Consider the following 25,343-nt stretch of genomic DNA (forward strand, 5'->3'; position numbering starts at 1 on the left):
TTAATGTTCACCAATGAGGTTCATGGTCCCTTTCGCGCCATTCTGACCGGCCGGAATCGGATGGCAAGATCGGCCACCCCGGCCGAGAGGAAGTCCCGATGGGGCACATGGACCACTTCAGCGCGGGATGGGTCACGCCCGTCCTGTCGTATGTGATGGCCTGCGTCGGCTCGGCGCTCGGACTGCGCTGCACCGTCCGCGCGCTGGAGTCCGAGGGCGCGTCGAAGCGCAACTGGCTCCTCCTCGCGTCCGTCGCGATCGGCTCGGGGATCTGGACGATGCACTTCGTCGCGATGCTGGGCTTCGCGGTCGACGGGACGCCGATCCGGTACGACGTACCGCTGACCGTGCTCAGCCTGCTGATGTCGGTGGGCGTGGTCGCGGCGGGCGTCTTCACCGCCGGGTACGGGCGCTCCCGGGTCACGTCGGTGGTGCTGGGCGGGCTCGGTACGGGGCTCGGGGTCGCGGCGATGCACTACACCGGCATGGCCGCGCTGAACCTGCACGGCAAGGTGAGTTACAACCCCGCGCTGGTCATCGCGTCCGTCGCGATCGCGGTCGTCGCGGCCACGGCGGCGCTGACGCTGACGCTGGTCGTACGGGGGCCGGTGCTGGCGGCGCTCGCCGCGCTGGTGATGGGGCTCGCGGTGAGTTCCATGCACTACACGGCGATGTTCGCCGTCGAGATCTCGCTCGCGCCGAGCAGTGCGGCGCTGGCCGGGGTGACGGCGACGCAGTTCATCTTCCCGCTGGCCGTGGTGCTGGGGTCGTTCCTGTTCCTGGCGTCCGCGTATGTCGCGCTGTCGCCTACCGGGGCTGGGCGAAACGATTCGGCAGTGGCGGCGGAGCTGCTGCGCGAGGTTGAGCTGATTACGGCGTAAGCCGGTCTCCCTGGACGCCGAGTTTTCGGCGGGCCGGGTTTCTGGACCGGGTGCGGTGCCGTATCGGGGGTCGGCGCCGCGCCCTTCTTCCGAGAGCTTGCGTCACATCCCCGGCCGGGCGCCCGCCGCCTGGCACGCACGCTCGCGGCGTTGCCGAAACGCCCACGTGGCTCCGCCACGCGGACGCTCCGGCGCCTTGCGATCGCACGCACCAGACGACGCGCGCTGATCCGACCGGGGATGTGACACAAGCTCTGAGCTTCTCTGAGAGGTCTCCCATGCGTATCCCCCGAGCGACCGACCGCCTGCGGCCCAGATCCGTCCGCGCGAAGATCGTCGCCCTGCTGATGCTGCCCGTCGTCTCGCTGATGGCCCTGTGGGGCTTCGCCGCCGTGACGACCGCCTCCAGCATCGGCGACGCCGAACGCGGCAAGGACGTCAACGCCGAACTCCTCGCGCCCGTCGGGGAGTTCGTCACCGCCGTGCAGGGCGAGCGGACGGCCGCGCTGCGCGGGGACCCCGACGGCTACAAGAAGGCGCAGACGGCCACCGACAGGGCCGCCGCCGTCGTCCTGAAGGGCGTCAACTCCGCCGGCTCCGACGCCGGGCTCCTCGACGCGGCGCTGCCCGCGCGGCTCGGCGCGCTCAAGGGGGACACCGGGGCGCTCACCGCTCTGCGTGCGCGGCCCACGTTCGACGGTTACTCGGCGATCGTCCGGCACGGGTTCGCCGTCACCGGTGCGCTCGCCGGCGCCGTACACAGCGCCGACGCCTCCGACGCGCGGGTGCTGCTGGAGCTGGGGCGGGCGCGGGAGGCCGTCGCGCAGGAGCAGGCGCTGCTGGCGGACGGGCAGTTGACGCGCGCCGAGTACGTCCCGTTCGTCGGCGCCGTCGCGAACCAGCGGGAGCTGCTCGAACCGGCCGTCGCCGATCTCAAGGCCGAGCATCAGGCGGAGTACCGGCGGGTGCTCGACGGGGACCGGTACGCGGCTGTGCGCGCCGTCGAGGACCAGGTGCGGAAGACCGGTGCCGTCGCCTCGATCGGCGGGTGGGACACGGCAGTCGGGCAGGTGCTCAACGGGCTGGCGAGCGCCGAGGCGGACGCCGGGGTCGCCGCGACCGCCAAGGCGAACCCCTTCGGGTGGGACACGCTCGGGGCGTCCGGGGTGGCCGTGGTGCTGGGGCTCGTCGGTGTGCTGTTGTCGCTGCTCGTGTCCGTGCTGGTCGGGCGGGGGTTGATCGTCGAGCTGCTGGATCTGCGGAACTCGGCGCTTGAGGTTGCTGGGCGGCGGTTGCCGCAGGCGATGCGGCGCCTGCATGCCGGGCAAGGGGTGGACATCGACGCCGAGGCTCCTTTGCGGCGCCTCGTCGGGGATGAACTCGCCCAGGTCGGTACGGCGTTGACGGCTGTCCAACGCGCTGCCCTGAAAGCCGCCTCCGAGCGCGCTGAGCTGCTCAGCGGCATCTCCGGCGTCTACGTCAGCCTCGCCCGCCGCAGCCAGGTCCTGCTCCACCGCCAGCTCGATCTCCTCGCGGCGATGCAGCACCGTGAGCAACACCCGGCCGACCTGCACGACCTGTACCGCGTCGACTACCTCGCGACCCGGATGCGCCGCCACTCGGAAAGCCTCCTGATCCTCTCCGGCATCGCCCCCGGCCGGGGCTGGCGCGACCCCATCGCCCTGACGGACGTCCTGCGCGCGGCCGTCTCGGAGATCGAGAACGCGAACCGGGTCCAGATCTGGGCAACTCCCCGCGTCTCCCTGGCGGGCGGCTCGGTCGCAGACGTGGTCCACCTGTTGGCGGAACTGGTGGAGAACGCCACGTCCTTCTCCCCGCCCTCGGCCCAGGTCCACCTGCGCGCGGCCCGCCTGAGCGACGGCCTCCTCATCGAGATCGAGGACAGCGGCTTCGGCATGAACCCCGACGCGGTCACCGACGCGAACCGCAAGATCCAGTCCGACAAGGTCGACTTGCTGGACGCCAAACAGATCGGCCTGTTCGTGGTGAACCGGCTGCGGGAGCGGCAGGGGCTGGGGGTGGAGATCCGGGCCTCGGAGACGGGCGGGGTGATCGCCGCGATCTTCATCCCGGAGAACCTGATCCGGGACGACATGCCGATGGGGGACCAGGGGAGGGGTCTGGCACCGGCTTCGGCGTTGGTGCCTGGGCAAAGAAGGCGGTAGGCCGGGGCAGCGGTGGCTGTCGGTGTCGCCTGCGGCCGACAGGCAGAAACAGGCCCCCGACCCGCGCGGACTACCCTGGGAAGCTGTAAACCCCCTGGGCAGGAGAAATATGGCCGTCAACCTCGTCAATGTCGAGAACGCCAGCAAGGTGTACGGGACGCGTGCGCTTCTGGACGGGATCTCGCTGGGGGTGTCCGAGGGGGACCGGATCGGGGTCGTGGGGCGGAACGGGGACGGGAAGACCACGCTTATTCGGATGTTGGCCAAGGTGGAGGAGGCCGATACCGGGAGGGTTACCCACTCCGGGGGGCTGCGGCTCGGGGTGTTGACCCAGCACGACTCGCTTGATCCCTCCGCCACCGTCCGGCACGAAGTCATCCGGGACATGGCTGATCACGAGTGGGCCGGGAACGCCAAGGTCAGGGACGTACTGACCGGGCTGTTCGGGGGGCTGGACCTGCCCGGGTTCCCGCAGGGGCTGGACACCGTCATCGGGCCGCTGTCCGGTGGGGAGCGGCGGCGGATCGCGCTTGCGAAGCTGCTCATCGAGGACCAGGACCTGATCGTGCTGGACGAGCCGACCAACCACCTCGACGTGGAGGGGATCTCGTGGCTCGCCCGGCATTTGCAGAGTCGTAGGTCCGCGCTCGTGTGTGTCACTCACGACCGGTGGTTCCTTGACCAGGTGTGTACGCGGATGTGGGACGTCCAGCGGGGCGCGGTGCACGAGTACGAGGGCGGCTACTCGGACTACGTCTTCGCGCGCGCCGAGCGGGAGCGGATCGCCGCGACCGAGGAGGTCAAGCGGCAGAACCTGGTCCGCAAGGAGCTGGCGTGGCTGCGCAGGGGCGCGCCGGCGCGTACGTCGAAGCCGCGGTTCCGGATCGAGGCCGCGAACGCGCTGATCGAGGACGTGCCGCCGCCGCGCGACACCAGCGAGCTGATGAAGTTCGCGTCGTCGCGGCTCGGGAGGACGGTGTTCGACCTGGAGGACGTGACCGTCCAGGCCGGGCCCAAGACGCTGATGAAGCACATCACGTGGCAGCTCGGCCCGGGCGACCGGATCGGCCTCGTCGGGGTGAACGGCGCGGGGAAGACGTCGCTGCTGCGGGCGCTCGCGGAGGCGTGGCGCACCGGCGGGGAGGACCAGCCCGCCGCCGGGCGGGTCGTCGTCGGCAAGACGGTGAAGCTCGCGTACCTGTCCCAGGACGTGACCGAACTCCCGCCCACGCTACGGGTGGTGGAGGCCGTCCAGCAGATCCGCGAACGCGTCGACCTCGGCAAGGGCCGCGAGATGACCGCCGGGCAGCTCTGCGAGATGTTCGGGTTCAACAAGGAGAAGCAGTGGACGCCCGTCGGCGACCTCTCCGGCGGTGAGCGGCGCCGGCTCCAGATCCTGCGGCTCCTCATGGACGAGCCCAACGTCCTCTTCCTCGACGAGCCCACCAACGACCTGGACATCGAGACGCTGACGCAGCTGGAGGACCTCCTCGACGGGTGGCCCGGCTCGATGGTCGTCATCTCCCACGACCGGTTCTTCGTCGAGCGCACCACCGACCGCGTGTTCGCGCTGCTGGGGGACGCCAGCCTGCGGATGCTGCCGCGCGGCATCGACGAGTACCTGGAGCGCCGGGCGCGGATGGAGGAGGCGGCGGCTGTCGCCGCTCCGGTGCCGCAGAAGCCGGCCGGCTCCGAGAAGAGCGCCGCCGACCAGCGCGCCGCGAAGAAGGAACTCCAGAAGGTCGAGCGGCAGTTGGACAAGGTCACCGAGAAGGAGGCCAAGCTGCACGCGCGGATCGCCGAGAACGCCACCGACTTCGCGAAGGTCGCCGGACTCGACGCCGAGCTGCGGGCGTTGGGCGCGGAGCGCGAGGAGCTGGAGATGCGCTGGCTGGAACTCGCCGAGGACGCGTGACACTTCGCAGAGCGCCGGAGTGCGCGGTGAAGGGCGCGTGAAGGCGCGTAACGGAGGCATCACGGCGCCGTCCACCCTTGGACACAGGGGTGGATCTGTCCCGTTCTGCCGTCGGGGGCCAGTGATAGAAAGGGCCATCTGACACGTCCGGTGCGTGGCCGGAAAGCAGTGAACTCATGGGGGAACGGATCGATGGCTCAGCCGCCGCCGAACGACGGGCACAGCAACGCGCCGGGGGGCGGCTTCGGGCCACCGCCGGGTACTACGCCTCAGGGTGGGGGGTACGGGGTACCAGGGCCGTACGGGGCTCCGCCGCAGCAGCCGGGGTACGGCGCACCTGAGCAGCCCCCTGGTTACGGCGCCCCCCAGCAGCCGGCTCAGCCCCCTGTACCCCCGCAGGGCTACGGGTACCCCCAGCCAGGGCCCTACCAAGCCGGCCCGTACACGCCCCAACCCCCCTACGGCAACCCCCCGCAGGGCTACGCCGCGTATCCACCCCCGCAGCCCGCCTCCAAGCGCAGGCCCGCCCTCATCATCGGCGCCTCCGTGGCCGCGCTCCTCGTCGTCGGCGGGACCGTGTACGCGGTGACCGGAGGCGGCGACGACAAGAAGCCCGTCGCCCACGAGAGCACCGGCCCCGCCCCCTCGTCGTCGCCCTCCTCCTCCGGCGCCCCCGTCAACCCCGGCGACGGCACAGGCGACGGCAAGGCGGACACCACCGACTTCAACGCCTCCCGCAAGGCCGGCGAGGCCAAGGTGCTCTGGTACAAGGAGGCCCCGGACACCCCGGCCGACGGTGCGGACGCGCCCGGCATGTGGTTCACGGGGACGACCGCGGTGAAGGCGGCGTACAAGCAACTCGTCGCGTACCAGGTCGCCGACGGCAAGCCCGCGTGGCCGACGGTCACTCTCCCGCAGAAGATCTGCGCGGCGACCCGCCAGCAGACCGCCGACGGCAAGGTCGTCGTCGCGTACATGAGCGGGGTCAGCAGCCGGGCCCAGTGCAACCAGCTCCAGCAGATCGATCTGCGGACCGGCGCCAAGGGGTGGACCGTCAAGGTCCCCGACGGCAAGCTCTTCGACAGCGCGTCCAGCATCAGCCTCTCGCTCGCCGGGAACACGGTGATGGTCGCGCGGTCCCAGTCCGGCGCGGCGTACGACGTACGGACCGGCAAGGCGCTGTACGAGAAGGAGAAGTACGGCGACTCGTGCTTCCCCTCGGCGTTCGCGGCGTCCGCCACGCGCCTCATCTCCGTCGCCTCCTGCGACGCGCTCGGCAAGAATGAGCACGCGGAGATCCAGGAGCTGAACCCGGCGACCGGCGCGGTCAAGTGGACCCGGCCGCTGGACAAGGGCTGGGAGGTCGAACGGGCCTTCTCCGTCGACCCGTTGGTGATCTACAGCACGCAGGACGACAAGAACCTGATGAACATCGCCGCGTTCAAGGCGGACGGCGGGGTGCGCTCCCAGGTCGGGTTCGACCTGAAGGTCGGTACGGACTGCGGCTGGGACCTGTTCCACCGCGACCTCACGGGCTGCGGGGGTACGGCCGCCGACGCGAACACCCTCTACCTCCCCACGGACTCCGGCAGCGACCCCAACGAGATCGTCGCCGTCGACCTCGCGACGGGCAAGGAGAAGTGGCGGGTCAAGTCCCCCGGCGAGGGCCCGATGCTGCCCGTCCGCACGGACGGCACGAACCTGGTCGCGTACGTGGAACCGTCGTACGACGCCCCCGGCAGGGTCGTCGCGATCCCCACAACGGGCACGGTCCACACCCCCTCGACCCTCCTCCAACTCCCGGCCAGCACGGCGAAGATCGAGAACGGCTTCACGTCACGGGACATGGCCTGGCTGGACGGCCGCTTCTACCTCTCCAGCACCCGCATCACAGGCAACGACGACACCCGCCAGAAGCTGATGCTGGCGTACGGCAAGTGAGCGGCGCGTATGTGTTGGCGCCATGGCCCGGCGGGGCGCGTGAACGCGCGTCCTGTGTCGGCCGGTACGACGGTGCTCCGCAACCGCGCGAGCACGGCCCACGCCGGTTTCGGCGCACCGGGCAAGCCTGCGGCACCGGCTCACCGGCACCCGGTGACGCGCCCGAGCCGACGGCGTACACGATCGCTCACGCGCCCGAGCCGACGGCGTACGCGATCGCTCACGCTCTTCAGCCGACGGTGTACGCGATCGCTCACGCCCTTCAGCCCACGGCGTGCGCCGATCGCTCACGCACCCGAGTCGACGGCATGTGCAGGCGGTCGGCGGCGCGAGCAAGTCGCCCGGCGTTCCGGGCGGACCGGCGATCCGAGTCGCTCGGCGGTCCGAGTCATCCGGCGTTCCGAGTCATCCGGCGTTCCGAGTTGCCCGGCGTGGCTGAAGCCATGGCGCGCATGAACCGGCCCCGCCCCCCACGTCCCCTCCCCACCCGAGTCTTTTCCGAGGTACCCACACCATGACCCAGCCCCCGCAGGGCCCGGCCTCCGACAACCCGCCGAACCAGCCGCCGGCCTTCGGCGCGCCTCAGGGGCCGCCGCCGGGATATCCGCCGAGCGCCCCGACGGACCAGCCCCAGGCACCGGCCTTCGGCGCGCCCCAGAGTCCCTTCGCGCCGCAGAGTCCCTCCGCCCCCCAGAACCCCCCGGCACCTCAGAGCCCTCCGGCGCCGCAGCAGCCTCCGGCTTTCGGGAAGCCGCAGGGGGCTCCGGCGCAGGCACCCGCGTACGGTGCGCCCCAGAATCCTCAGTTCGGCGCGCCCCAGAATTCCCCGGCGCCCGAGTTCGGTGCGCCTCAGAATCCCCCGGCGCCCCAGAACTCCCCGGCGGCCCCGCCGCAGCCTCCCGCCGGACCCCCGGCGGGTTCGCCGCAGCCTCCCGCCGGACCTCCCGCCGGGCCCCTCGCCGGGCCCCTCGCCGGACCCCCCGCCGGGCCCCCGGCCGCGCCGCCCGGTTACGGCTACCCGCAGCCCTCACCCCAGCCCGCGTACGGCTATCCCGCCCCGGCGGGGTACGGCTACCCGGGGCAGCCCGCCCCGGCGTACCCCTCGCCCCCCACCACCCCCATGCACGTCGAGCCCAGCGGTGACAACGGGCTGAAGGCGCAGATCCTCATCGTCGCCTCCGCCGTCGTCGCCATCGCGTTGATCATCGGTGGCGGGGTCTGGTACTCGGGCTCCAAGTCCCCCCAGAACGAGGCGAAGAAGGACGACAAGCCGAGCGCCAGCCCCGTGAGCGGGGCCGGTGTCGGTGGTACGGAGAAGGCGCCCGCCGATCCGCAGGGGAAGATGCTGTTCCAGCTGCCCCTCCCGACCGTCGCCAAGGGCGAGAGCGCCGACACCGACGGCTCCTGGGTCACCGACAAGGTGTACGCGAAGTCGGGGATCTCCGAGATCAACGGGTACGACCTCGACAAGGGGGCGAAGCTCTGGACCGTCAAGCTCCCCGGCCCGGTCTGCGGCGCCGCCCACTGGCTCAGCAGCGACGGCACCAAGTCCGCGATCCTGTTCAAGCCCGCCGTCCCCACCAAGGACAAGTACCAGCCCTGCAACCAGGTCGGCGCCCTCGACCTGGCCAACGGCAAGCTGCTGTGGACGAAGACCGCGCAGGCCGGCGACTACCCGCTCAGCTTCGACGCCGTCACGGTCAGCGCGAACACGGTCGCCGCCAGCGGCACCAGCGGCGGCGCCGCGTTCGACATCGCCACCGGCAAGCCGCTGTGGCAGCCGAAGACCGCCGACACCTGCTCGGACCGGGGCTACGGCGGCGGCCCCAAGCTCGTCGCGATCCGCAAGTGCGGCGACTACGACAACCCGACCCTCAGCGTCCAGACCCTCGACCCGGTCTCCGGCAAGGTCCTCTCCGAGTACAAGCTCGCCCCCGGCATCGAGTACGCGAGCGTCGTCTCCACCGACCCGCTGGTCGTCGGCGCGGACGTCGGCGACAGCGCGGGCGACGGCAGCTCCCTGTCCGACCTGTTCTCCATCGACGGCGCGACGGGCCAGCTCCGCGCGCGGATCTCCGTACCCGGTGACGACTACGGCGCCGAGTGCGAGATCTCCGAGGCCGACGGCTGCAAGGGCGTCATCGCCGGGGGCGACCGGCTGTACATCCAGACGGAGGACAACTCGGGTTCCAGTACGAAGCAGATCGTCGCCTTCGACGTCCTCACCGGCAAGCAGACCGGCCAACGCGCGGACGGCGGCGAGGACTTCGACCTCTACCCGCTGCGGATGGACGGCAAGAACCTGATCGTCTACAAGAGCGGCCCGTACGACAAGGGCGGCCAGGTTCTCAGCGTCGACGGGACCACCTTCAAGCAGACGGTCCTGCTGAAGAACCCGGATGACAAGGCCAGCGTCGACGCGGAGACGGACATGTCGCCCGGGTTCTCCGAGATCCTGTTCTCCCAGGGGCGGCTGTTCCTGTCGCAGACGTATGTGAGCGGAAGTGACAAGGACGAGCAACTGGTGATCGCGTACGGCGCCGGTTCCTGACCGGTTTTCGCCACGGCCCCGCATCCTTCGTACGCCTCCGGGCGACGGGAGCGGGGCCGTTGCCGTACCCTTCCTCCCTCGTGAATAAGAGGATTTTCGGCGATCCGGGGCACTTCTCACGTGTAGGGGGAGCGCGGCGTCGAACAAGCGTGTAGCTTCCGGGGTCATGCAAGGCGGGGGCCCGGGGGAGTCCTCGCGTGAAACTGTCCGGGTTGGGCATCCATGGGGGGACTGGGGGGTTGCTCGATGGGAGTGCGGCTGATGGTGGTCGATGACCACCGCCTGCTCGCCGAGGCGCTGGCTTCGGCGCTGAAACTGCGGGGCCACCGGGTCCTCGCCGCGGCGGCGCCTGCCGCGGGGGCGGCGGAGCTGGTGATCACGCGGGCGCCTGAGGTGTGCCTGTTGGGTACGGCTGCGCCTGCGGAGCCGGGTGCGTTCGATCCGGTCGTCCGCATCAAGCGTGAGCGGCCTCAGGTTGCCGTCCTGGTGCTGGGGCCCGTTCCCAGTCCTCGTGGGATCGCTGCCGCGTTCGCTGCGGGGGCGTCCGGGTACGTTCGTCATGACGAGCGTATCGAGGGTGTGGAACGCGCCATCATGAAAGCCCGTGCGGGGGAGGCTGCGGTGGCTCCGCAGTTGTTGCAGAACGCGTTCAGTGAGCTGCTCAATCCTGCTGCCCAGCCTGATGACGAAGGGCAGCGGTTGCTGCATCTTCTGACGCCTCGTGAGGTGGAGGTGCTGGTGCGGGTTGCGGATGGGGAGGATACGCGGTTGATCGCTGCGGGGATGGGGATTGCGCCGTCTACGGCTCGTACGCATGTGCAGCGGGTGTTGATGAAGTTGGGGGTGGGGTCGCGGTTGGAGGCTGCGGCGTTGGCTGCTCGGACGGGGTTGTTGGATCGGGCGGGGGCGCAAGGGGGTTGAGGGGGGTGGGGGTGCCGGGGGTTGCTCGGTGCCCTGTCGCCCTGCGGGCGCGCGGGAGGTTCGGGGTGGGGTCGGGGTGCCGGGGGTGCGGCGAGCCCGTCGCGGGTGGTGCTGGCCAGTGGGGTAGACCGAGCCGTGGGCTGCTGTCTTCGTAAGCGACGGGCTGCGCCGCACCCCCGGCACCCCGCTCCCCGCCGTTTGCGGCTCTCCCGCCGCTGTGGGTTCACGGTGTCAACTCCGGCCGTTCTGCTTGTAGTTGTACCTCCGCCCACACCATCAGGCCCCTGCGGGTCTTGCACGTTCCCCAGCGGGTTGCGATCGCGTCTGTGATCAGGAGGCCCCTGCCGTGTTCTTCGTCCGGGGTGAGGGTGGGGCAGGTGAGGAAGGGGTGGCCGGTGCCCTCGTCCGTGATCGTCAGGACTGCTGTTGTGGGGGTGAAGGTGCAGGTCAGGGTGATTGTTGTGCTCTTGGTGTGCTCCAGGGCGTTCGCTACCAGTTCGCCTGTGACGATCTCCAGGTCGTAGGCGCGGGGTGGGGGGAGGTGGTGGGTCTCGGCCGTTGTGCGGATGTGGTGGCGGGCCTTGCGGGCGGAGGTGAGGTCTTCGCCGGGGAGGGTGAGGGTCGTGGTCGGGGGGAGGTGGGGGGTGGGTTCTACGGGGGTGAGGCCCAGGCGGGCCGCCATGCGGGAGGCGGGGCCGGTGGGGGTGTCGGTGAGGATGAGGGTGGGGCGGTCGTCGTCGCCGTGGCTGATCAACACATCAACTCCTGGGGCGGGGTTGGGAAGTTGGCGGTCGCCTGGCTAGTAATGTTCCGGAAAGAAAAATGTCTCGCAAGCCCTCTCACTCCAAAGAGTGCTTCGCGCGAAAAACGGCCCATCGACTTGCGTGCGGCGATACCCTCCGCGCAAGGAGGTACGAAACATGACCGACGCCCAACCCAACCTGCACCGACGGCGTTTGGGCCTGGAGCTGCGCGCTCTGCGCAAGGCGACGGGGATGAGCCTGACGGAGGCCGCCGAACGCCTGTGCCTCTCCGGCGCGTCAGCTTTGAGCAAGATCGAGAACGGCAAGCAGCGGGTGCCGGGTATCGCGCTCGCCGGCTTCTTCGAGGTGTACGGGCTCCAGAAGAAGGACCGGATCGAGAAGATCCGCAAGCTGACGTCGCTGGCGAACTCGAACAAGCGCACCAACTGGTTCGACCAGTACCGTCACACTGTCCGCGACCCGTTCGCCGAGTACCTGCACCTGGAGGAACTGGCCTCCAAATGCGAGACGTTCGCCTGGATGATCCCTGGCCTGCTCCAGACCCCCGACTACGCACGTGTGGTCGTGGAGCGCAGCCGCCAGTGGCAGACCAACCGTGAGATCGACAACTTCGTCGAACTGCGCATGGTCAGGCAGCAAGCGCTGTTCCGGGAGGAGCCGCTCCACCTCTGGTGCGTGCTCGACGAGTCCGCGCTGCTGCGGGAGGTCGGCGAGAGGCACGTGATGAAGGCTCAGCTTGAGCACCTGCTCGCGGTGACCGAGGAGCACAAGCATGTGACGCTCCAGATACTGCCCTTCACGCAGGGCGCACATGCGGGGGTCGACGGGCAGTTCCACCTGCTGCATTTCCCCGTCGGGGCACCCGTGGTCGTGGTTGAGTCGATGACAACTGCGCAGTACTTGGAGGAAGATAGTGACATTGGACGTTACGAGATGGCGTTCAATCACCTTCGCTCCGAAGCTCTCGACGTGGGTGCCTCGAAGCGCCATATCCACGACCTGATCAAGGACCGTTACACATGAACAAGAAGATCGACCTCACCGACGCTGCCTGGGTCAAGAGCGACCTCAGCAACGGCGGGGCCAACTGCCTTGAGGTCGCCTTCATCGACGGCGTGGTCGCCCTGCGCGATTCCAAGGACGTGGGCGACCCCGACGCCAAGATCCTGATCATCTCCGCCGACGACTACCGCGCCTTCACGGGCGGCATCGCCCAGGGCCAGCGCAACCTTCTCCTGCCGTAGCCCCCACCCGAGGAGCGCCCATGTGGATCAAGAGCAGCTACAGCGACGGCAGCAACAACTGCCTCGAACTCGCCCTCGGCAAAGGCGAAGTAGCCCTCCGCGACTCCAAAGCCCCCGCCCTCGGCCCCCTGACCGTCCCCGCCACCGCCTTCACAGCCTTGGTCAGGACCCTGAAAACGCGGTAAGACAGGCCCTGTGTACGTAACAAGGCTGACCCTCGACGGGGTCCGTGGCTTCCACGGACCCCGCGCTTGCGATCTCGACTTCGCGCGGCCCGGTGGCGGATACGCGGGGTGGACGGTGCTCGCGGGACGCAACGGGTCGGGGAAGACGACGCTGCTGCGAGCCATCGCCATCGGCCTCGCGGGACCGCGTCGCGCTCACAAGCTGGACGGGGATCTGCGGTCACAGGTGTCCCACGGCGAACCCGGCGGGAAGCTCAGTGTCCATGTGCTGCCCGACCCGTTCGTGGACACTGGCGAGGGGATGTCCGACTCGTTCGAGGCGTCGGCGATGTGGGAGCCAGATTGGGATGGGCCGAGTGAGGCGCCGGTCGCCGTCGTGTTCGGCCCGGTGGACTTCCCGCGGCGGGCCCGTGACCGCCTCTGGTCGGCGGCCCCTCCTCCCGGCTGGTTCCACGCCGGATACGGCCCCTTCCGCCGCATGACCGGCGTCGGCCTGTACGACAGGACGTCAAAGCCCTCGGACCGCGCCGCAGCTCTCCGCACCCTCTTCGAGGAACAGTCCGCCCTGACCGAGGCGTTCGACTGGCTGCTCTCCGTCCACCTCCAGGCACTGGAGAACCGTCCCGGTGCCGCCGACCTCAAGGTCGGCGTCCTCGCACTCCTCAACGACGGTCTCCTCCCCGACGATTACCGCATCGAGGACGTCAACTCCGAGGGCCTGTGGCTCAATCGGCGAGGCGAGGCAGGCTCCGAAGGGCCGCTGACGGAGCTGCGGCACATGAGTGACGGGCAACGGACCGTCGTAGCACTGGTGTTGGACATCGTGCGCCAGATGCACACCGCGTACGGCGAGATCACCGTCGACGTCCGGGACCAGCACCCCTGCCTCCCGTACCCCGGCGTCGTCCTCATCGACGAGGTCGACGCCCACCTGCACCCCTCCTGGCAGCAACGCATCGGCGAGTGGCTCAAGTCCCATTTCCCGGCAGTGCAGTTCATCGTCAGCACGCACAGTCCGTACGTCTGCCAGGCCGCCGACCCCGGTGGTCTGATCCGCGTGCCGGGACCGACCGAGGACGTGCCACCCGCGCCGGTCTCCGAGGAACTGCGGCAACGCATCGTCTACGGCACCGGCGACGACGCCGTACTCTCCGAACTCTTCGGCCTGGACACGCCGTACTCGGAGCGGGCGCGCGAACTCCGGCAGGAACTCGTCGAGTTGGAGGCGAGAGTGGTCACCGGGGAGGCGACGGACGCCGAAGAGGCGCGGCATGCGGCGCTGCGGGATCGGCTGAAGAGTTCGCCTCGTACGCGGGCCGTCGAGTTGCAGGCCCGGCTGAAGCAACTCGGAGTGCTCGACGAATGATTCGGGTGCGGCGTATCGAACTTCCGCGTCAACTCGCCGTAAGAGCAGAGCAGTTGACCGAGCGCATAGCCGGAACGGCCGGAGAGGCACGGACCTCCGAGGCCAAGGGGCTGTGGAAGCACACCACGCACCGGCGTGAACTCGTCACCCCGCTGCGGGCGTTGCTGAACGAGATGGCTCACGGCAACCGCTGCTGCATGTACTGCGGCGACGACCTCAGCACCGACATCGACCACTTCGAGCCGGTGGCCGAGAACCCGTTACGCACCTTCGACTGGCTCAACCACCTGCTGTCCTGCACGGCGTGCAACAGCTCCTGCAAGAGGGATCAGTTCCCGCGCGACCCCGAGACCGGCGACCCGTTGCTGATTGACCCGACGACCGAGGACCCCTTCGACCACCTCTACCTGAGCCTCGACACCGGCCTGTACCGCGGGTTGACGGAGAAGGGCCGGCAGACCGAGCGGGTGTGCGGACTCAACCGGGACGATCTGCCGGAGGCTCGTTGCATCGCGCGGGACGGGGTCGTCATGTGCGTGGAGGGGTGGCTGTCGGGCCGGGAGAAGGGCGACCACCGGAAGATGGCCATCGCCGTACGGACCGTCCGCAACCAACCCTTCGCCGACGTCGCCCAGTTTATGCTCAGGCAAGCCCTGCTGCCGAAGGCGTCCGTCGCGTTCGCCTTCGACCTCGGCGAGGAGATACTCCGGCACCTGCGGGACCCGGAGCTACGGGCCGCGCTGCTGATTTGAGGGGGTGCTGTGCGGGCCCGCTAGGAAGACCCCGCGTCGTACGTCTCGCGGTTGGCCAGGACTTGGTCCATCTCGGTCTGGGCCCACTGTCTGAGGCCCCTCGTCAGGTGGTGGAGGGAGAGGCCTAGGTCGGTCAGCTCGTAGGTGACCGTTACCGGGACCGTGGGGGTCACCGTGCGGGTGAGGAGGCCGTCTCGTTCCAGGGAGCGGAGCGTCTGCGTCAGCATTTTTTGGGTCGCGCCTGCCAGGACGCGGGCCAGTTCCGAGTAGCGCAGCGGCTTGGGGGACGGTGATGAGTCGGCCTCGCCCGCCAGTGCGCACAGGATCAGGACGACCCACTTGTCCGAGATCCGGTCGAGGAGTTGGCGGCTGGGGCACACCGCCAGGAACGCGTTGTACTCCGCCTTGGCCCGCGTCGTCGTCACTGACCTCGCCCCTCACCTTCTGGATCGTTACGCACTTCCAAGTGCCCACTTCCCGGCCGGGAGTTCCTCGCCAACCCTGGTGCACGGGGGACGCAGACACCACCCCCGGCATGAAGCGAAAGGCGCGACGATGAACACACCCCTGTCTCTTCCCGGCGGAACCTGGACGTTGGGCGACGCGACCGTGTCCCGGTTCGGGTACGGCGCGATGCAGCTCGCCGGGCCGTGGGTCATGGGGCCGCCCGCCGACAGGGACGGCGCGCTGGGCGTTCTGCGTGAGGCGGTCGGGCTCGGGATCACCCACATCGACACCAGCGCCGCGTACGGCCCGCGCATCACGAACGAGCTGATCCGCGAGGCGCTGCACCCGTATCCGCAGCAGCTGTTCATCGCCACGAAGGTCGGCGCGACGCGTGACGCACAGGGCGGCTGGCCCACCGCCCGCCGTCCGGAAGACCTGCGCAAACAGGTCCACGAGAACCTCGACTCCCTCGGCGTCGAGACCCTCGACCTGGTCAACCTGCGCATGGGCGACGCCCAGGGCACCCGGCCCGGCTCGATCGCCGAGGCGTTCGAGACGCTCGCCGGCCTCCAGCGGGAGGGCCTGATCCGCCACCTCGGCGTCAGCAACGTCACTGCGGAACAGGTCACCGAGGCACGAGGCATCGCTCCACTGGTATGCGTCCAGAACATGTACAACCTCGCCCACCGCCACGACGACGCCCTCGTCGACCACCTCGCCGCCGCAGGCATCGCCTACGTCCCCTTCTTCCCCCTGGGCGGCTTCACCCCGCTCCAGTCCGAGGCGCTCTCGCGGGTCGCGACCCGGCTGAACTCGACACCCATGTCGATCGCCCTGGCCTGGCTGCTACGCCGCTCCCCGAACATCCTGCTCATCCCCGGCACCTCGTCCATCGCCCACCTGCGCGAGAACATCGCGGGCGCGGGACTCACGCTCTCCGACGAGGACGCAAAAGAACTGGACGGCATCGCCCACTAGGGCCCCATGTCCTTCGCGCTGTACCGGGGCAGGTCACCGGTCTCGATCGTCCAGGTGCCGAGGTCGGTGGTCACGGTGACCGGTTCGCCGTACGGCAGACGCAGCCGGTTGTCATAGGCCGGACGCCGGACGATGCCCCACTGGTAGGTCCAGGTGCCGTCGCGGGGATCGAGAGGATCGTCCGTCTCCATCGCGGCGTCACGGCACACGTGGAGATCCGGAACATGCAGAACACCCAGAGCCTCGTCGTCCATATCCGTCATCGCGGTCAGCTGATGACGCGGCCCCGGACGCAGCATCATGACGAGCTTCCCGTCACTGATCTCGGGCCACGTAAGACCGGGCGGCGGAGCAAAGCGATCACGCAGCGCGCGCAGCCGTCGGTACGGGGTCTGCTGAGTCACGGGGCCTCCCACGCCCAGTGTGGGACAAGAAGGGTGCCCGCCCCCTCCCAGGCGCAGGCACCCTCACATCACTCCGAGTTCTTCTCCTCCTCCGGCAACGTCGCCGGAGGCGTAGGCGTAGGCCGCACCCACAGCCACACCAGGAAGAACACCCCCAACCCCAGCATCCCCAACCCCGTCCACAGGTTGATGTTGATCCCCTGCGCCTTGTCGATCTCCGCGTCGCCGTCCGTGATGCCGGTGATGGTGATGATCACGCCGTAGAGGACGAAGAGGCCCCCGATGATCCGGCGTAGATCGAAGATGCGCGCGGCAGTCGTCGACTTCCCCTCCAGCTCCGTCACCTCGCGGTGGACGTCTTTCTCCGAGTAGTGGTCGGACATGGCGAACCTCTCAGAAGGAGAACGGGATGTAGCAGGCGGCGGCGATGATGACAGCGCTCCAGCCGAGCAGCGCCGGGCGGCGGTACCACGCGTCGTCCCCGGCGCCGGGCGCCTCGGACATGCCCGGCGACTTCGTGCCGTAGACCAGGCCCTGGAGTTCCGCCTCCGGCTTCGGCGCCGTGAACAGGGACACGGCCACCATGACCACCGCCCCCGCCACGAACCCGGCGATCGCGGAGACGAAGTTCGCGCCCTGGTCGGTCGGGATGCCGATGACGTCCTGCTTGTAGAGGACGAAGTAGTTGATCATCGCGGCGGTCGTACCGGCGAGCAGCCCCCAGAACCCGGACTTCGCGGAGGCCCGCTTCCAGAACATCCCGATGATGAAGACGACGAACATCGGCACGTTGAAGAAGGAGAACAGGGTCTGGAGGTAACTCATGATGTTGGAGAAGGAGGACGCGAGGAACGCCGTCCCGACCGAGGCCGCGACCCCGACCGCCGTGATCAGCCGCCCGAAGCGGACGTAGTACGCGTCCTCCCGGTCCGTGACGACGTACTTCTGCCAGATGTCGGTGGTGAACACGGTGTTGAAGGACGACACGTTGGCCGCCATGCCCGCCATGAACGCGGCGAGCAGCCCGGTGACGGCGATCCCGAGCACCCCGTTGGGCAGCAGCTGCTCCATGAGGTACGGGATCGCGTCGTTGTACTGGAGGTCGGACCCGCTGGTCCCGATCTTCGGCACCAGCACCGCCGCCACCAGCCCCGGAATCATCACGAGGAACACGATGAAGATCTTCGGGAACGCGGCGATGAGCGGCGTCCGCTGGGCGGCGGAGAGGTTCTTCGCGGAGAGAGCGCGCTGCACCTCGGCGAAGTTCGTCGTCCAGTACCCGAAGGACAGCACGAACCCGAGCCCGAGCACGATGGTCAGCCAGTTCGCGCCGAGGGGGTTGGCGGACCCGATCCCGGTACCGCCCCAGGCGCTGACGAAGTCGTCCCCGTGGGTGGCCTTCAGGGAGTCGGTCAGCCCGTCCCACCCGCCGACCTTCTTCAGCCCCAGCACGGACAGCGGAATCAGCGCCGCGAGAATCACGAAGAACTGGAGCACCTCGTTGTAGATCGCCGAGGACAGCCCGCCCAGCGTGATGTACGCGAGCACGAAGAACCCGGCGACGAGGATGGCCACCCACTCGGGCCACCCGAGCAGCGCCTCGACGACGATGGCGAGGGCGTACAGATTGACCCCGGCGATGAGGATCGCGGCGAACGCGAACAGCGCCGAACTCAGCAGATGCGCCCACTTGTCGAACCGCAGGAGCAGCATCTCGGGGACGGAGCGCACCTTGGAGGAGTAGTAGAAAGGCATCATCACGAGCCCGAGGAACACCATCGCGGGGATCGCGCCGATCCAGTACCAGTGGACGGTGTACGCCCCGTACTGCGCACTGTTCGCCGCCATCCCGAGGATCTCGGTCGCGGCGAGGTTCGCGGAGATGAACGCGAGCCCGGTGATCCAGGCGGGCAGCGAGCGCCCGGAGAGGAAGAAGTCGAGACTGGTCCTGACGGAGCGCCGGGCCGCGAACCCGATGCCGAGGACGACGACGAAGTAGATCCCGAGGATCGTGTAGTCGAGCGCGTTGACGGGGAGCCGCAGCTCGGCGGCGAGCGGAGTGGGGGGATACACAGGAGGGCCCTTCTAAGGGTGACCGGATGTGTGTGTTTGTGGTTTGATGTGTGCGGTTCTGTTTGAAGTTTCTAGCTGTGCTGGTGCACGGATGGGGAGTCGAAGGTGAAGAAGACCTCGACCCGGCTGGCCGACGGTCGTGAGCTGATCTACTACGACCTGCGGGACGACACGGTGCGCGACGCGGTGGACCGCCGTCCGCTGGACCGCACCGTCACCACTTCGGAGGTACGCAGGGACCCCCTGCTCGGCGACCAGGTCGCCATCGCCTCGCACCGGCAGGGGCGGACGTACCACCCGCCGGTCGACCAGTGCCCGCTGTGCCCGACTCAGGGCGACAACCTGAGCGAGATCCCGGACTCGTCGTACGACGTCGTCGTCTTCGAGAACCGCTTCCCCTCGCTGGCCGGTGACTCGGGCCGCTGCGAGGTGGTCTGCTTCACGTCCGACCACGACTCGTCCTTCGCCGACCTCACCGAGGACCAGGCGCGCCTGGTCCTGGAGGCGTGGACCGACCGGACGTCGGAGCTGTCGCATCTTCCTTCCGTCCAGCAGGTCTTCGCCTTCGAGAACCGCGGCGAGGAGATCGGGGTGACTCTCGGCCACCCCCACGGGCAGATCTACGCCTACCCCTTCACCACGCCCCGCACCGCCCTCATGCTGCGCCAGGTCGCCGCGCACAAGGACGCGACCGGTGGCGAGAACCTCTTCGACGCCGTGCTGGAGCGGGAACTCGCGGACGACCGCGTAGTCCTGGAGAGTGAACACTGGGTCGCGTTCGTCCCGTACGCCGCGCACTGGCCGTACGAGGTACACCTCTACCCCCGTCGTAGGGTCCCGGACCTGCTCGGACTGGACGAGGACGCGCGCACAGAGTTTCCCAAGGTGTATCTGGAACTCTTGAGGCGCTTCGACCGGATCTTCGGCGAGGATCAGCCGGTGACGCCGTACATCGCCGCCTGGCACCAGGCGCCGTTCGGCCAGCTGGAGGAGTTCGACGGGGTCAGCCGCGACGACTTCGCGCTGCACCTGGAGCTTTTCACGATCCGCCGTACGTCCGGCAAGCTGAAGTTCCTCGCGGGCTCCGAGTCGGGCATGGGTGCGTTCATCAACGACATCTCTCCGGAGCGCGCGGCCGAGCGACTGCGAGAGGTAGCGAGTTCATGAGCAAGTACCTGGTCACGGGCGGTGCGGGTTACGTCGGCGGCGTGGTGGCCCAGCACCTCCTTGAGGCCGGCCACGAGGTGACGGTCCTCGACAACCTCTCCACCGGCTTCCGCGAGGGCGTCCCGGCGGGCGCGGCCTTCATCGAGGGCGACATCCGCGACGCGGGCAAGTGGCTCGACGCCTCGTACGAGGCCGTCCTCCACTTCGCCGCCAGCTCTCAGGTAGGGGAGTCGGTCGTACGACCTGAGAAGTACTGGGAGAACAACGTCGGCGGCACGATGGCGCTGCTGGGCGCGATGCGCGAGGCGGGCGTACGCAAACTCGTCTTCTCGTCGACGGCCGCCACGTACGGCGAGCCGGACGTGGTCCCGATCCCGGAGACCGCCGTCACCAAGCCGACCAACCCCTACGGCGCCACCAAGCTCGCGGTCGACTACATGATCACCAGCGAGGCCAACGCCCACGGCCTCGGCGCGGTCTCCCTGCGCTACTTCAACGTCGCGGGCGCGTACGGCGCACAGGGCGAGCGGCACGACCCCGAGTCGCACCTCATCCCCCTGGTCCTCCAGGTCGCCCAGGGCCGCCGCGAGGCGATCTCGGTGTACGGCGACGACTACCCGACGCCGGACGGCACCTGCATCCGGGACTACATCCACGTCGCGGACCTGGCCGACGCGCACCTCCTCGCGCTGAAGGCCGCCGAGGCGGGCGAGCACCTGATCTGCAACCTCGGCAACGGCGAAGGCTTCTCCGTACGGCAGGTCATCGACACCGTCCGCAAGGTCACCGGCCACCCGGTCCCCGAGGTCGTGGCCCCCCGGCGCGGCGGCGACCCCGCCGTCCTCGTCGCCTCGGCGGCCACCGCCCGCGAGAAGCTGGGCTGGCAGCCGTCCCGCTCGGACCTCGCCGGTATCGTCGCCGACGCGTGGGAATTCGCACAGCAGATTTCGAAGGAGAGCTGAGTTGTCCGCACAGCAAGTCCGGGACGGCTTCGAGGAGTTGTACGGCGCCGCCCCGGAAGGCGTCTGGGCGGCGCCCGGCCGCGTCAACCTCATCGGCGAGCACACGGACTACAACGACGGCTTCGTGATGCCGTTCGCTCTGCCGCACACGGCGATCGCGGCGGTGTCGCGGCGCGAGGACGACCTCCTGCGCTTCCACTCCGCCGACGTGGACGGCGGTGTCGTCGAGCTCTCGACGCTGGAGCCCGGCACCGACTCCGGCTGGACCGCGTACCCGGCGGGTGTGGTCTGGGCGCTGCGTGAAGCGGGCCACGCGGTCCGGGGCGCGGACATCCACCTGACGTCGACGGTCCCGTCGGGCGCGGGCCTGTCCTCCTCGGCGGCCCTTGAGGTCGTCGTCGCGCTCGCCCTGAACGACCTCTACGAACTCGGCCTCCAGCGCTGGCAGTTGGCCCGCCTGTGCCAGCGCGCGGAGAACGTCTACGTCGGTGCCCCGACCGGCATCATGGACCAGACCGCGTCCGCCTGCTGCGAGGAGGGCCACGCGCTCTTCCTCGACACCCGCGACCTCTCCCAGAAGCAGATCCCCTTCGACCTCGCGTCCGAGGGCCTGCGCCTGCTGGTCGTCGACACGCAGGTCAAGCACGCCCACAGCGAGGGCGAGTACGGCAAGCGCCGGGCGGGCTGCGAAGAGGGTGCGGCGCTGCTGGGCGTCACGGCTCTGCGGGACGTCCCCTACGCCGAGTTGGACTCGGCGCTGGCGCGGATCGAGGACGAGGAGATCCGGCGTCTGGTGAAGCACGTGGTCACCGAGGACGAGCGGGTGGAGCAGGTGGTCGCGCTCATGACGTCCGGTGCGGACGCGCGCGAGATCGGGCCGGTTCTCGTGGCGGGGCACGCGTCGCTGCGGGACGACTTCCGGATCTCCTGCCCGGAGTTGGACCTGGTCGTGGACTCCTCCCTGGCGGCCGGGGCGTTGGGCTCCCGCATGACCGGCGGCGGTTTCGGCGGCTCGGCGATCGTGCTGGCCGAGGAGGCGGACGTTCCCGGGATCACGAAGGCGGTCGAAGAGGCGTTCGCTGCGGCCGGGTTCACCGCACCGCGCGTCTTCGAGGCGGTTCCGGCGCCGGGGGCTCGGCGGCTGGTCTGACCTCGGGGCAGGGCTGGACGAGAAGTGGTCCCAGCAGGGGTTTCCCGCCTGCGGGGACCACTTCTTCGGTTACGAGAACAGCGCCGGGGTCACCAGGGCGATACGGACGATGCCGGGTCCTGTCGGGCCGCGATCCGCCCACGGAACTACCGCGCCGCGAGGTCACGTCGTACGGCGATGCCGCGCCTTGGGGCCCCGGCTGCGGATTCGTACCGTCACGAACAGTGCCACCCCCACCAGCGCCAGTCCGAGGACCACCTTCGACAGGACGCCGACGTAGGCCTCGACCAGTTCCCACTGGTCGCCCAGCCAGTAACCCGCCATGATCAGAACCGAGTTCCACATCAGACTGCCGAGAGCCGTGAGCGCGACGAACGTGGGCAGGCGCATGCGTTCCACGCCGGCCGGGACGGAGATCAGGCTCCGGAAGACGGGGAGCATGCGGCCGAGGAAGATCGCCTTCGTGCCGTGCCGCGCGAACCACTCCTCCGTGCGGACCAGGTCCGACGGCTTGACCAGCGGCAGCTTCGCCCAGATCGCGTGCACCCGCTCCCGCCCGACCAGCATCCCGATCCAGTACAGGACGACGGCCCCCACGGTCGCCCCGAGCGTCGTCCAGAACAGCGCGGACGGCAGACTCAGCACGCCCTGCCCCGCCGCGAACCCTGTGAGCGGGAGGATCACCTCGCTGGGGATCGGCGGAAAGAGGTTCTCCAGCGCGATCGCCAGCCCCGCCCCGGGGCCCCCGATCGTCTCGATGAGCCCGGTGACCCACCCCGTGATCCCGTCCGAGGGTTCTTTGGGCTGGGCGGCGAGGTGCGCGGTGGTCATAGGGTAAAGGTAATGCAAAGTCGCCGGTGGTGTGTTTCACCCCAGCCGCTTCGTGAACGTGAACTCCGTGACCCCCGGCGGATAGTCCGGGATCGCGCAGACCTCCTCGTACCCCTGCTTGCGATAGAAGCCCGGCGCCTGGAAGTCCCACGTCTCCAGGCGTACCGCCGTGCAGGCGCGGTCCTCGTGGGCGATGCGTTCCGCCCGGGTGAGGAGGGCGGTGCCGAGGCCGGTGCCCCGGAAGTCGGGGTCGACCCAGAGGTACGTGACGTGGAGCCAGGACGCCCACGTGTGGCCGACCAGGCCGCCGCACAGGGGGTTCTCGGGGGTCGTCGCCCAGATGTGTAACGGGGACTCCCGGGCATCCGGGGTGAGGTGGAGGGACTGTAGCTCCGGGGACGCGGAGAGGTTCGCCGCGCGGAGCCTCGTACGGAGCAGCGCGCGTCGAGTGTTGTCCACTTCTGTCTCAAAGCCGAACATGCGGCACACCATAAACGCCCTGGCCGACCAGTTCTGCGAAACCGCTTCCGCTCCGTGCTCCCGGCCCTACTCTGTGAACAGCACCGGCGGGGGGCCGGTGCCGTTCAGGGGGCGAGACAGTCGGGTACGGCGCTCGCGGCGGGGGTAGCAGTACGCGCACGGCGGCGGCCGTGCGGCACCCGCGCCACGGGCGTCGTACCCGCAGCCGTCGTTCTCCGGCCTTTTCTGGGGTATCCCCTGCTCCGTCGAGGAGCATCGGGGAAGGGGGTTTCGTGGTTCGTATCCGAGTTCTGGTCGTCGACGATCACCGGATCTTCGCGGAGTCGCTGGCAGCGGCGCTGGCGGCTGAGCCGGACGTCGAGGTGTCCGCCGCCGGGAGCGGCCCCGCGGCGCTGCGGAGTCTGGAGCGGGCCGCCGCGGAGGGGCGCCGGTTCGACGTCCTGCTCGTGGACGCCGATCTGGGCGCCGTCGCGCCCGGGCTGAGGCCCGCGGTCCCGGTCCACGAGGTCGGCGAGAACGGGCATGTGGACGGGATCTCGCTCCTCTCCGGGGTGCGGTCGACGCAGGCGTACGTACGGGTCGTCGTGCTCGCCGAGAAGGACGACCCCCGGCGGGCCGCGCTGGCGTTGCAGGCGGGGGCCTCGGGGTGGGTCGCCAAGGACTGCTCCCTGTCCCGGCTGCTGACCGTCATCCGGGGGGTGCTGCGGGACGAGACGCATCTGCCGCCGGCGCTACTGACCGGCGTACTGCGGGAGTTGACGGCCGCGCGCAAGCACCGGACGGAGAGCGAGCGGCTGGTGGAGTCGCTGACGCCCCGCGAGCGCGAGGTGCTGCGCTGCATGGTGGCGGGGCTGGGCCGCAAGGCGGTGGCCGAGCGGCTGTTCCTGTCGCCGCACACGGTCCGCACGCACATGCAGAACGTGCTGGGCAAGCTGGGGGTGCACTCGACGCTGGCAGCGGTGGCGCTGGCACGGCGGGCGGGGGTCGGTCCGGTGGACCTCGCCAGTGACGTGGTCGAGCGGGGCGGGCAGTTGGCCTAGCGTTCCCGGACCCTTCAACTCCGTTTTCCCGGTGTGCCGTTGGGTGGTGCACATCACAGGCGGATCCGGCCATGTCGTCCGGATCCGCCCCTTTTAAATGGATCATGAAAACCACCGGTGCGATCTTATGATGGCGCGTCAAATCGCCCCAACCGCCCATAAGGTGGCCCTTTCATGAATATCTCCGTCGCCCGTAAGTCGCTCGCCGTCGCGTCCGCCGCGATCGCCCTCACCGTCGGACTCTCGGGCAGCGCCGACGCCGCCGCCTACGACGGCCAGGACCCCATCTCCAGCGGCTGCGCGAACAGCGCGATCACGGCCAGATCGAACGCCATCTACGTGGGCAGCACCCAGGTCGGCACGATCGAGCTGCGCTACAGCACCTCGTGCCGCACGGCCTGGGCGCGCGTGCGCTCGACCGGGCCGTACGGGACCGCGACCGTCACGCGCACCTCGAACTGGGACTGGTACCGCTGCGACAGCCTCTCCTGGAACTCCTCCATGGGGCAGTACACCTGCTACACCCCGATGCTGAACGACGCGGGCGTCGAGTCCTACGCCCATGGCTCCGCCTCGGCGTCCAACGGCTACAACTCGGACGAAGTGGAAACCGGCCGCTACTGAGCCCGAGCCCGCCCGTCGACCTCCCCAGCACAAGGACTACAGCGATGAACCTCAAGAAGATCGCCGGCGCCGCCGCCAGCGTGGTCATGCTCGCGGGCCTCGGCACCGTGGCCACCGCCACGAACGCCTCGGCCAGCGGCAACTGTTACATGATCCAGTACTACAACTCGGACGTCGCTCCGCGCGGCTACTGGGTCCCCGACCACAACCTCTCCTACGCCCCCGGCAACCATGACGCCTGCGTCGAGATCCTCCAGCAGGAGCTGAACGAGGCGTACAACGCCGGCCTCGCGACGGACGGCTACTTCGGTCAGAACACCCTGAAATACGTCCGGAAGTTCCAGGGCGAGTTCCACTGCGCCGGTGGCGTCGACGGCATCGTCGGGCACAACACCTTCAGCTGCCTGAACTGGGCCACCGGGCACTACGAGGTGTAAGGGCATGGAAAAGCTCCCGGCTCCGGCGCCACCGGGGTCGGGAG

General features: G+C 69.4%; 25 protein-coding genes. 18 read left to right on the forward strand and 7 right to left on the reverse strand.

The genetic code is table 11. The features are described from left to right. Positions 1-98 precede the first annotated feature (98 nt). From J8M50_RS06870 to J8M50_RS06895, 6 genes are all read left to right on the forward strand, one after another. Positions 99-881, forward strand: a complete 783-nt coding sequence (locus J8M50_RS06870; protein WP_010354922.1) for an MHYT domain-containing protein — start codon at positions 99-101, stop codon at positions 879-881. Positions 882-1,159: 278 nt separating this feature from the next. Further along, a complete protein-coding gene (locus J8M50_RS06875) occupies positions 1,160-3,067 on the forward strand; it encodes a sensor histidine kinase (protein WP_010354921.1) in 1,908 nt (635 codons plus the stop codon). A 109-nt stretch (positions 3,068-3,176) separates the two neighbouring features. Next, positions 3,177-4,982, forward strand: a complete 1,806-nt coding sequence (locus tag J8M50_RS06880; RefSeq protein ID WP_010354920.1) for an ABC-F family ATP-binding cassette domain-containing protein — start codon at positions 3,177-3,179, stop codon at positions 4,980-4,982. Positions 4,983-5,174: 192 nt separating this feature from the next. After that, the gene (locus tag J8M50_RS06885; protein WP_029184022.1) at positions 5,175-6,923 is read left to right on the forward strand and encodes an outer membrane protein assembly factor BamB family protein; all 1,749 of its coding nucleotides are present in this window, start codon (positions 5,175-5,177) and stop codon (positions 6,921-6,923) included. 514 nt (positions 6,924-7,437) lie between these two features. Beyond that, complete coding sequence (locus J8M50_RS06890) at positions 7,438-9,474, forward strand: outer membrane protein assembly factor BamB family protein (protein WP_078480891.1); 2,037 nt, start codon at positions 7,438-7,440, stop codon at positions 9,472-9,474. Positions 9,475-9,720: 246 nt separating this feature from the next. Then, complete coding sequence (locus J8M50_RS06895) at positions 9,721-10,395, forward strand: helix-turn-helix transcriptional regulator (RefSeq protein ID WP_029184021.1); 675 nt, start codon at positions 9,721-9,723, stop codon at positions 10,393-10,395. A gap of 223 nt (positions 10,396-10,618) precedes the next feature. Here the strand turns inward: J8M50_RS06895 and J8M50_RS49020 are convergent, their stop codons facing one another. Further along, positions 10,619-11,152 carry an ATP-binding protein gene (locus J8M50_RS49020; RefSeq protein WP_010354916.1) on the reverse strand — a complete coding sequence of 178 codons (534 nt, stop codon included), beginning with the start codon at positions 11,150-11,152 and terminating at the stop codon, positions 10,619-10,621. 163 nt (positions 11,153-11,315) lie between these two features. Here J8M50_RS49020 and J8M50_RS06905 point away from each other — a divergent pair, with 163 nt between their 5' ends. From J8M50_RS06905 to J8M50_RS06925, 5 genes are read left to right on the forward strand one after another with little or no spacing between them, the layout of a single operon-like run. Continuing rightward, positions 11,316-12,182, forward strand: coding sequence for a helix-turn-helix domain-containing protein (locus J8M50_RS06905; protein WP_010354914.1), 867 nt, complete (start codon positions 11,316-11,318; stop codon positions 12,180-12,182). Next, a complete protein-coding gene (locus J8M50_RS06910; protein WP_010354913.1) occupies positions 12,179-12,403 on the forward strand; it encodes a DUF397 domain-containing protein in 225 nt (74 codons plus the stop codon). Before J8M50_RS06905 ends, J8M50_RS06910 begins: the two co-directional genes overlap by 4 nt. Positions 12,404-12,423: 20 nt before the next feature. Then, on the forward strand, positions 12,424-12,588 hold the full coding sequence (locus J8M50_RS06915; RefSeq protein ID WP_010354912.1) for a DUF397 domain-containing protein: 165 nt from the start codon (positions 12,424-12,426) through the stop codon (positions 12,586-12,588). A 10-nt stretch (positions 12,589-12,598) separates the two neighbouring features. Then, a complete protein-coding gene (locus J8M50_RS06920) occupies positions 12,599-13,954 on the forward strand; it encodes an AAA family ATPase (RefSeq protein WP_029184020.1) in 1,356 nt (451 codons plus the stop codon). Positions 13,955-13,959: 5 nt separating this feature from the next. After that, a complete protein-coding gene (locus J8M50_RS06925; RefSeq protein ID WP_223786173.1) occupies positions 13,960-14,706 on the forward strand; it encodes an HNH endonuclease family protein in 747 nt (248 codons plus the stop codon). A 20-nt stretch (positions 14,707-14,726) separates the two neighbouring features. Here J8M50_RS06925 and J8M50_RS06930 read toward each other — a convergent pair whose 3' ends face one another. Beyond that, entirely contained in the window at positions 14,727-15,131 is a 405-nt protein-coding gene (locus J8M50_RS06930) for a winged helix-turn-helix transcriptional regulator (protein ID WP_010354909.1), read from the reverse strand. A 130-nt stretch (positions 15,132-15,261) separates the two neighbouring features. Here J8M50_RS06930 and J8M50_RS06935 point away from each other — a divergent pair, with 130 nt between their 5' ends. Further along, the gene (locus J8M50_RS06935; protein ID WP_010354908.1) at positions 15,262-16,131 is read left to right on the forward strand and encodes an aldo/keto reductase family oxidoreductase; all 870 of its coding nucleotides are present in this window, start codon (positions 15,262-15,264) and stop codon (positions 16,129-16,131) included. On the opposite strand, the gene J8M50_RS06940 is transcribed toward J8M50_RS06935, so the two are convergent. From J8M50_RS06940 to J8M50_RS06950, 3 genes are all read right to left on the reverse strand, one after another. Then, on the reverse strand, positions 16,128-16,535 hold the full coding sequence (locus tag J8M50_RS06940) for a hypothetical protein (RefSeq protein WP_223786174.1): 408 nt from the start codon (positions 16,533-16,535) through the stop codon (positions 16,128-16,130). The genes J8M50_RS06935 and J8M50_RS06940 overlap by 4 nt on opposite strands. Positions 16,536-16,603: 68 nt before the next feature. Beyond that, the gene (locus J8M50_RS06945; protein ID WP_010354906.1) at positions 16,604-16,918 is read right to left on the reverse strand and encodes a hypothetical protein; all 315 of its coding nucleotides are present in this window, start codon (positions 16,916-16,918) and stop codon (positions 16,604-16,606) included. 10 nt (positions 16,919-16,928) lie between these two features. Next, the gene (locus tag J8M50_RS06950) at positions 16,929-18,608 is read right to left on the reverse strand and encodes a sodium:solute symporter family protein (protein ID WP_010354904.1); all 1,680 of its coding nucleotides are present in this window, start codon (positions 18,606-18,608) and stop codon (positions 16,929-16,931) included. A 105-nt stretch (positions 18,609-18,713) separates the two neighbouring features. Here J8M50_RS06950 and galT point away from each other — a divergent pair, with 105 nt between their 5' ends. Genes galT through galK form a run of 3 tightly spaced genes read left to right on the forward strand, consistent with a single transcriptional unit; the run spans position 18,714 to position 21,887 of the window. Beyond that, on the forward strand, positions 18,714-19,775 hold the full coding sequence (gene galT, locus J8M50_RS06955; RefSeq protein WP_010354903.1) for a galactose-1-phosphate uridylyltransferase: 1,062 nt from the start codon (positions 18,714-18,716) through the stop codon (positions 19,773-19,775). Beyond that, positions 19,772-20,737 (forward strand): UDP-glucose 4-epimerase GalE, encoded by a 966-nt coding sequence (gene galE, locus J8M50_RS06960; protein WP_010354902.1) that lies wholly within the window; start codon positions 19,772-19,774, stop codon positions 20,735-20,737. The genes galT and galE overlap by 4 nt, the downstream gene beginning before the upstream one ends. Before the next feature lies 1 nt (position 20,738). Beyond that, entirely contained in the window at positions 20,739-21,887 is a 1,149-nt protein-coding gene (gene galK, locus J8M50_RS06965) for a galactokinase (protein WP_010354901.1), read from the forward strand. 162 nt (positions 21,888-22,049) lie between these two features. Here galK and J8M50_RS06970 read toward each other — a convergent pair whose 3' ends face one another. Beyond that, positions 22,050-22,718 carry a DedA family protein gene (locus tag J8M50_RS06970; RefSeq protein WP_010354899.1) on the reverse strand — a complete coding sequence of 223 codons (669 nt, stop codon included), beginning with the start codon at positions 22,716-22,718 and terminating at the stop codon, positions 22,050-22,052. Positions 22,719-22,754: 36 nt separating this feature from the next. Continuing rightward, a complete protein-coding gene (locus tag J8M50_RS06975) occupies positions 22,755-23,210 on the reverse strand; it encodes a GNAT family N-acetyltransferase (RefSeq protein ID WP_075661549.1) in 456 nt (151 codons plus the stop codon). A 260-nt stretch (positions 23,211-23,470) separates the two neighbouring features. Here J8M50_RS06975 and J8M50_RS06980 point away from each other — a divergent pair, with 260 nt between their 5' ends. The 3 genes from J8M50_RS06980 to J8M50_RS06990 all read left to right on the forward strand — a co-directional run bounded on the left by J8M50_RS06980 (position 23,471) and on the right by J8M50_RS06990 (position 25,299). Next, positions 23,471-24,238, forward strand: coding sequence for a LuxR C-terminal-related transcriptional regulator (locus tag J8M50_RS06980; RefSeq protein WP_010354897.1), 768 nt, complete (start codon positions 23,471-23,473; stop codon positions 24,236-24,238). Positions 24,239-24,412: 174 nt separating this feature from the next. Continuing rightward, positions 24,413-24,862, forward strand: coding sequence for a DUF2690 domain-containing protein (locus J8M50_RS06985; RefSeq protein ID WP_010354896.1), 450 nt, complete (start codon positions 24,413-24,415; stop codon positions 24,860-24,862). 44 nt (positions 24,863-24,906) lie between these two features. Next, positions 24,907-25,299 carry a peptidoglycan-binding domain-containing protein gene (locus J8M50_RS06990; RefSeq protein WP_010354895.1) on the forward strand — a complete coding sequence of 131 codons (393 nt, stop codon included), beginning with the start codon at positions 24,907-24,909 and terminating at the stop codon, positions 25,297-25,299. The last annotated feature ends 44 nt before the right edge of the window (positions 25,300-25,343 follow it).

The organism is Streptomyces acidiscabies (assembly GCF_020010905.1).
Classification (GTDB): Bacteria; Actinomycetota; Actinomycetes; order Streptomycetales; family Streptomycetaceae; genus Streptomyces; species Streptomyces acidiscabies.

Bases quoted from the DNA above. Each gene is read 5' to 3' on its own strand.
- J8M50_RS06985 (WP_010354896.1), top strand. From the start codon at position 24,413: ATGAATATCTCCGTCGCCCGTAAGTCGCTCGCCGTCGCGTCCGCCGCG.
- J8M50_RS06885 (WP_029184022.1), top strand. From the start codon at position 5,175: ATGGCTCAGCCGCCGCCGAACGACGGGCACAGCAACGCGCCGGGGGGC.
- J8M50_RS06890 (WP_078480891.1), top strand. From the start codon at position 7,438: ATGACCCAGCCCCCGCAGGGCCCGGCCTCCGACAACCCGCCGAACCAG.
- J8M50_RS06875 (WP_010354921.1), top strand. From the start codon at position 1,160: ATGCGTATCCCCCGAGCGACCGACCGCCTGCGGCCCAGATCCGTCCGC.
- J8M50_RS06905 (WP_010354914.1), top strand. From the start codon at position 11,316: ATGACCGACGCCCAACCCAACCTGCACCGACGGCGTTTGGGCCTGGAG.
- J8M50_RS06935 (WP_010354908.1), top strand. From the start codon at position 15,262: ATGAACACACCCCTGTCTCTTCCCGGCGGAACCTGGACGTTGGGCGAC.
- J8M50_RS06945 (WP_010354906.1), bottom strand. From the start codon at position 16,918: ATGTCCGACCACTACTCGGAGAAAGACGTCCACCGCGAGGTGACGGAG.
- J8M50_RS06970 (WP_010354899.1), bottom strand. From the start codon at position 22,718: ATGACCACCGCGCACCTCGCCGCCCAGCCCAAAGAACCCTCGGACGGG.
- galE (WP_010354902.1), top strand. From the start codon at position 19,772: ATGAGCAAGTACCTGGTCACGGGCGGTGCGGGTTACGTCGGCGGCGTG.
- J8M50_RS06975 (WP_075661549.1), bottom strand. From the start codon at position 23,210: ATGGTGTGCCGCATGTTCGGCTTTGAGACAGAAGTGGACAACACTCGA.
- J8M50_RS06910 (WP_010354913.1), top strand. From the start codon at position 12,179: ATGAACAAGAAGATCGACCTCACCGACGCTGCCTGGGTCAAGAGCGAC.
- J8M50_RS06870 (WP_010354922.1), top strand. From the start codon at position 99: ATGGGGCACATGGACCACTTCAGCGCGGGATGGGTCACGCCCGTCCTG.
- J8M50_RS06915 (WP_010354912.1), top strand. From the start codon at position 12,424: ATGTGGATCAAGAGCAGCTACAGCGACGGCAGCAACAACTGCCTCGAA.
- J8M50_RS06880 (WP_010354920.1), top strand. From the start codon at position 3,177: ATGGCCGTCAACCTCGTCAATGTCGAGAACGCCAGCAAGGTGTACGGG.
- J8M50_RS06895 (WP_029184021.1), top strand. From the start codon at position 9,721: ATGGGAGTGCGGCTGATGGTGGTCGATGACCACCGCCTGCTCGCCGAG.
- J8M50_RS06990 (WP_010354895.1), top strand. From the start codon at position 24,907: ATGAACCTCAAGAAGATCGCCGGCGCCGCCGCCAGCGTGGTCATGCTC.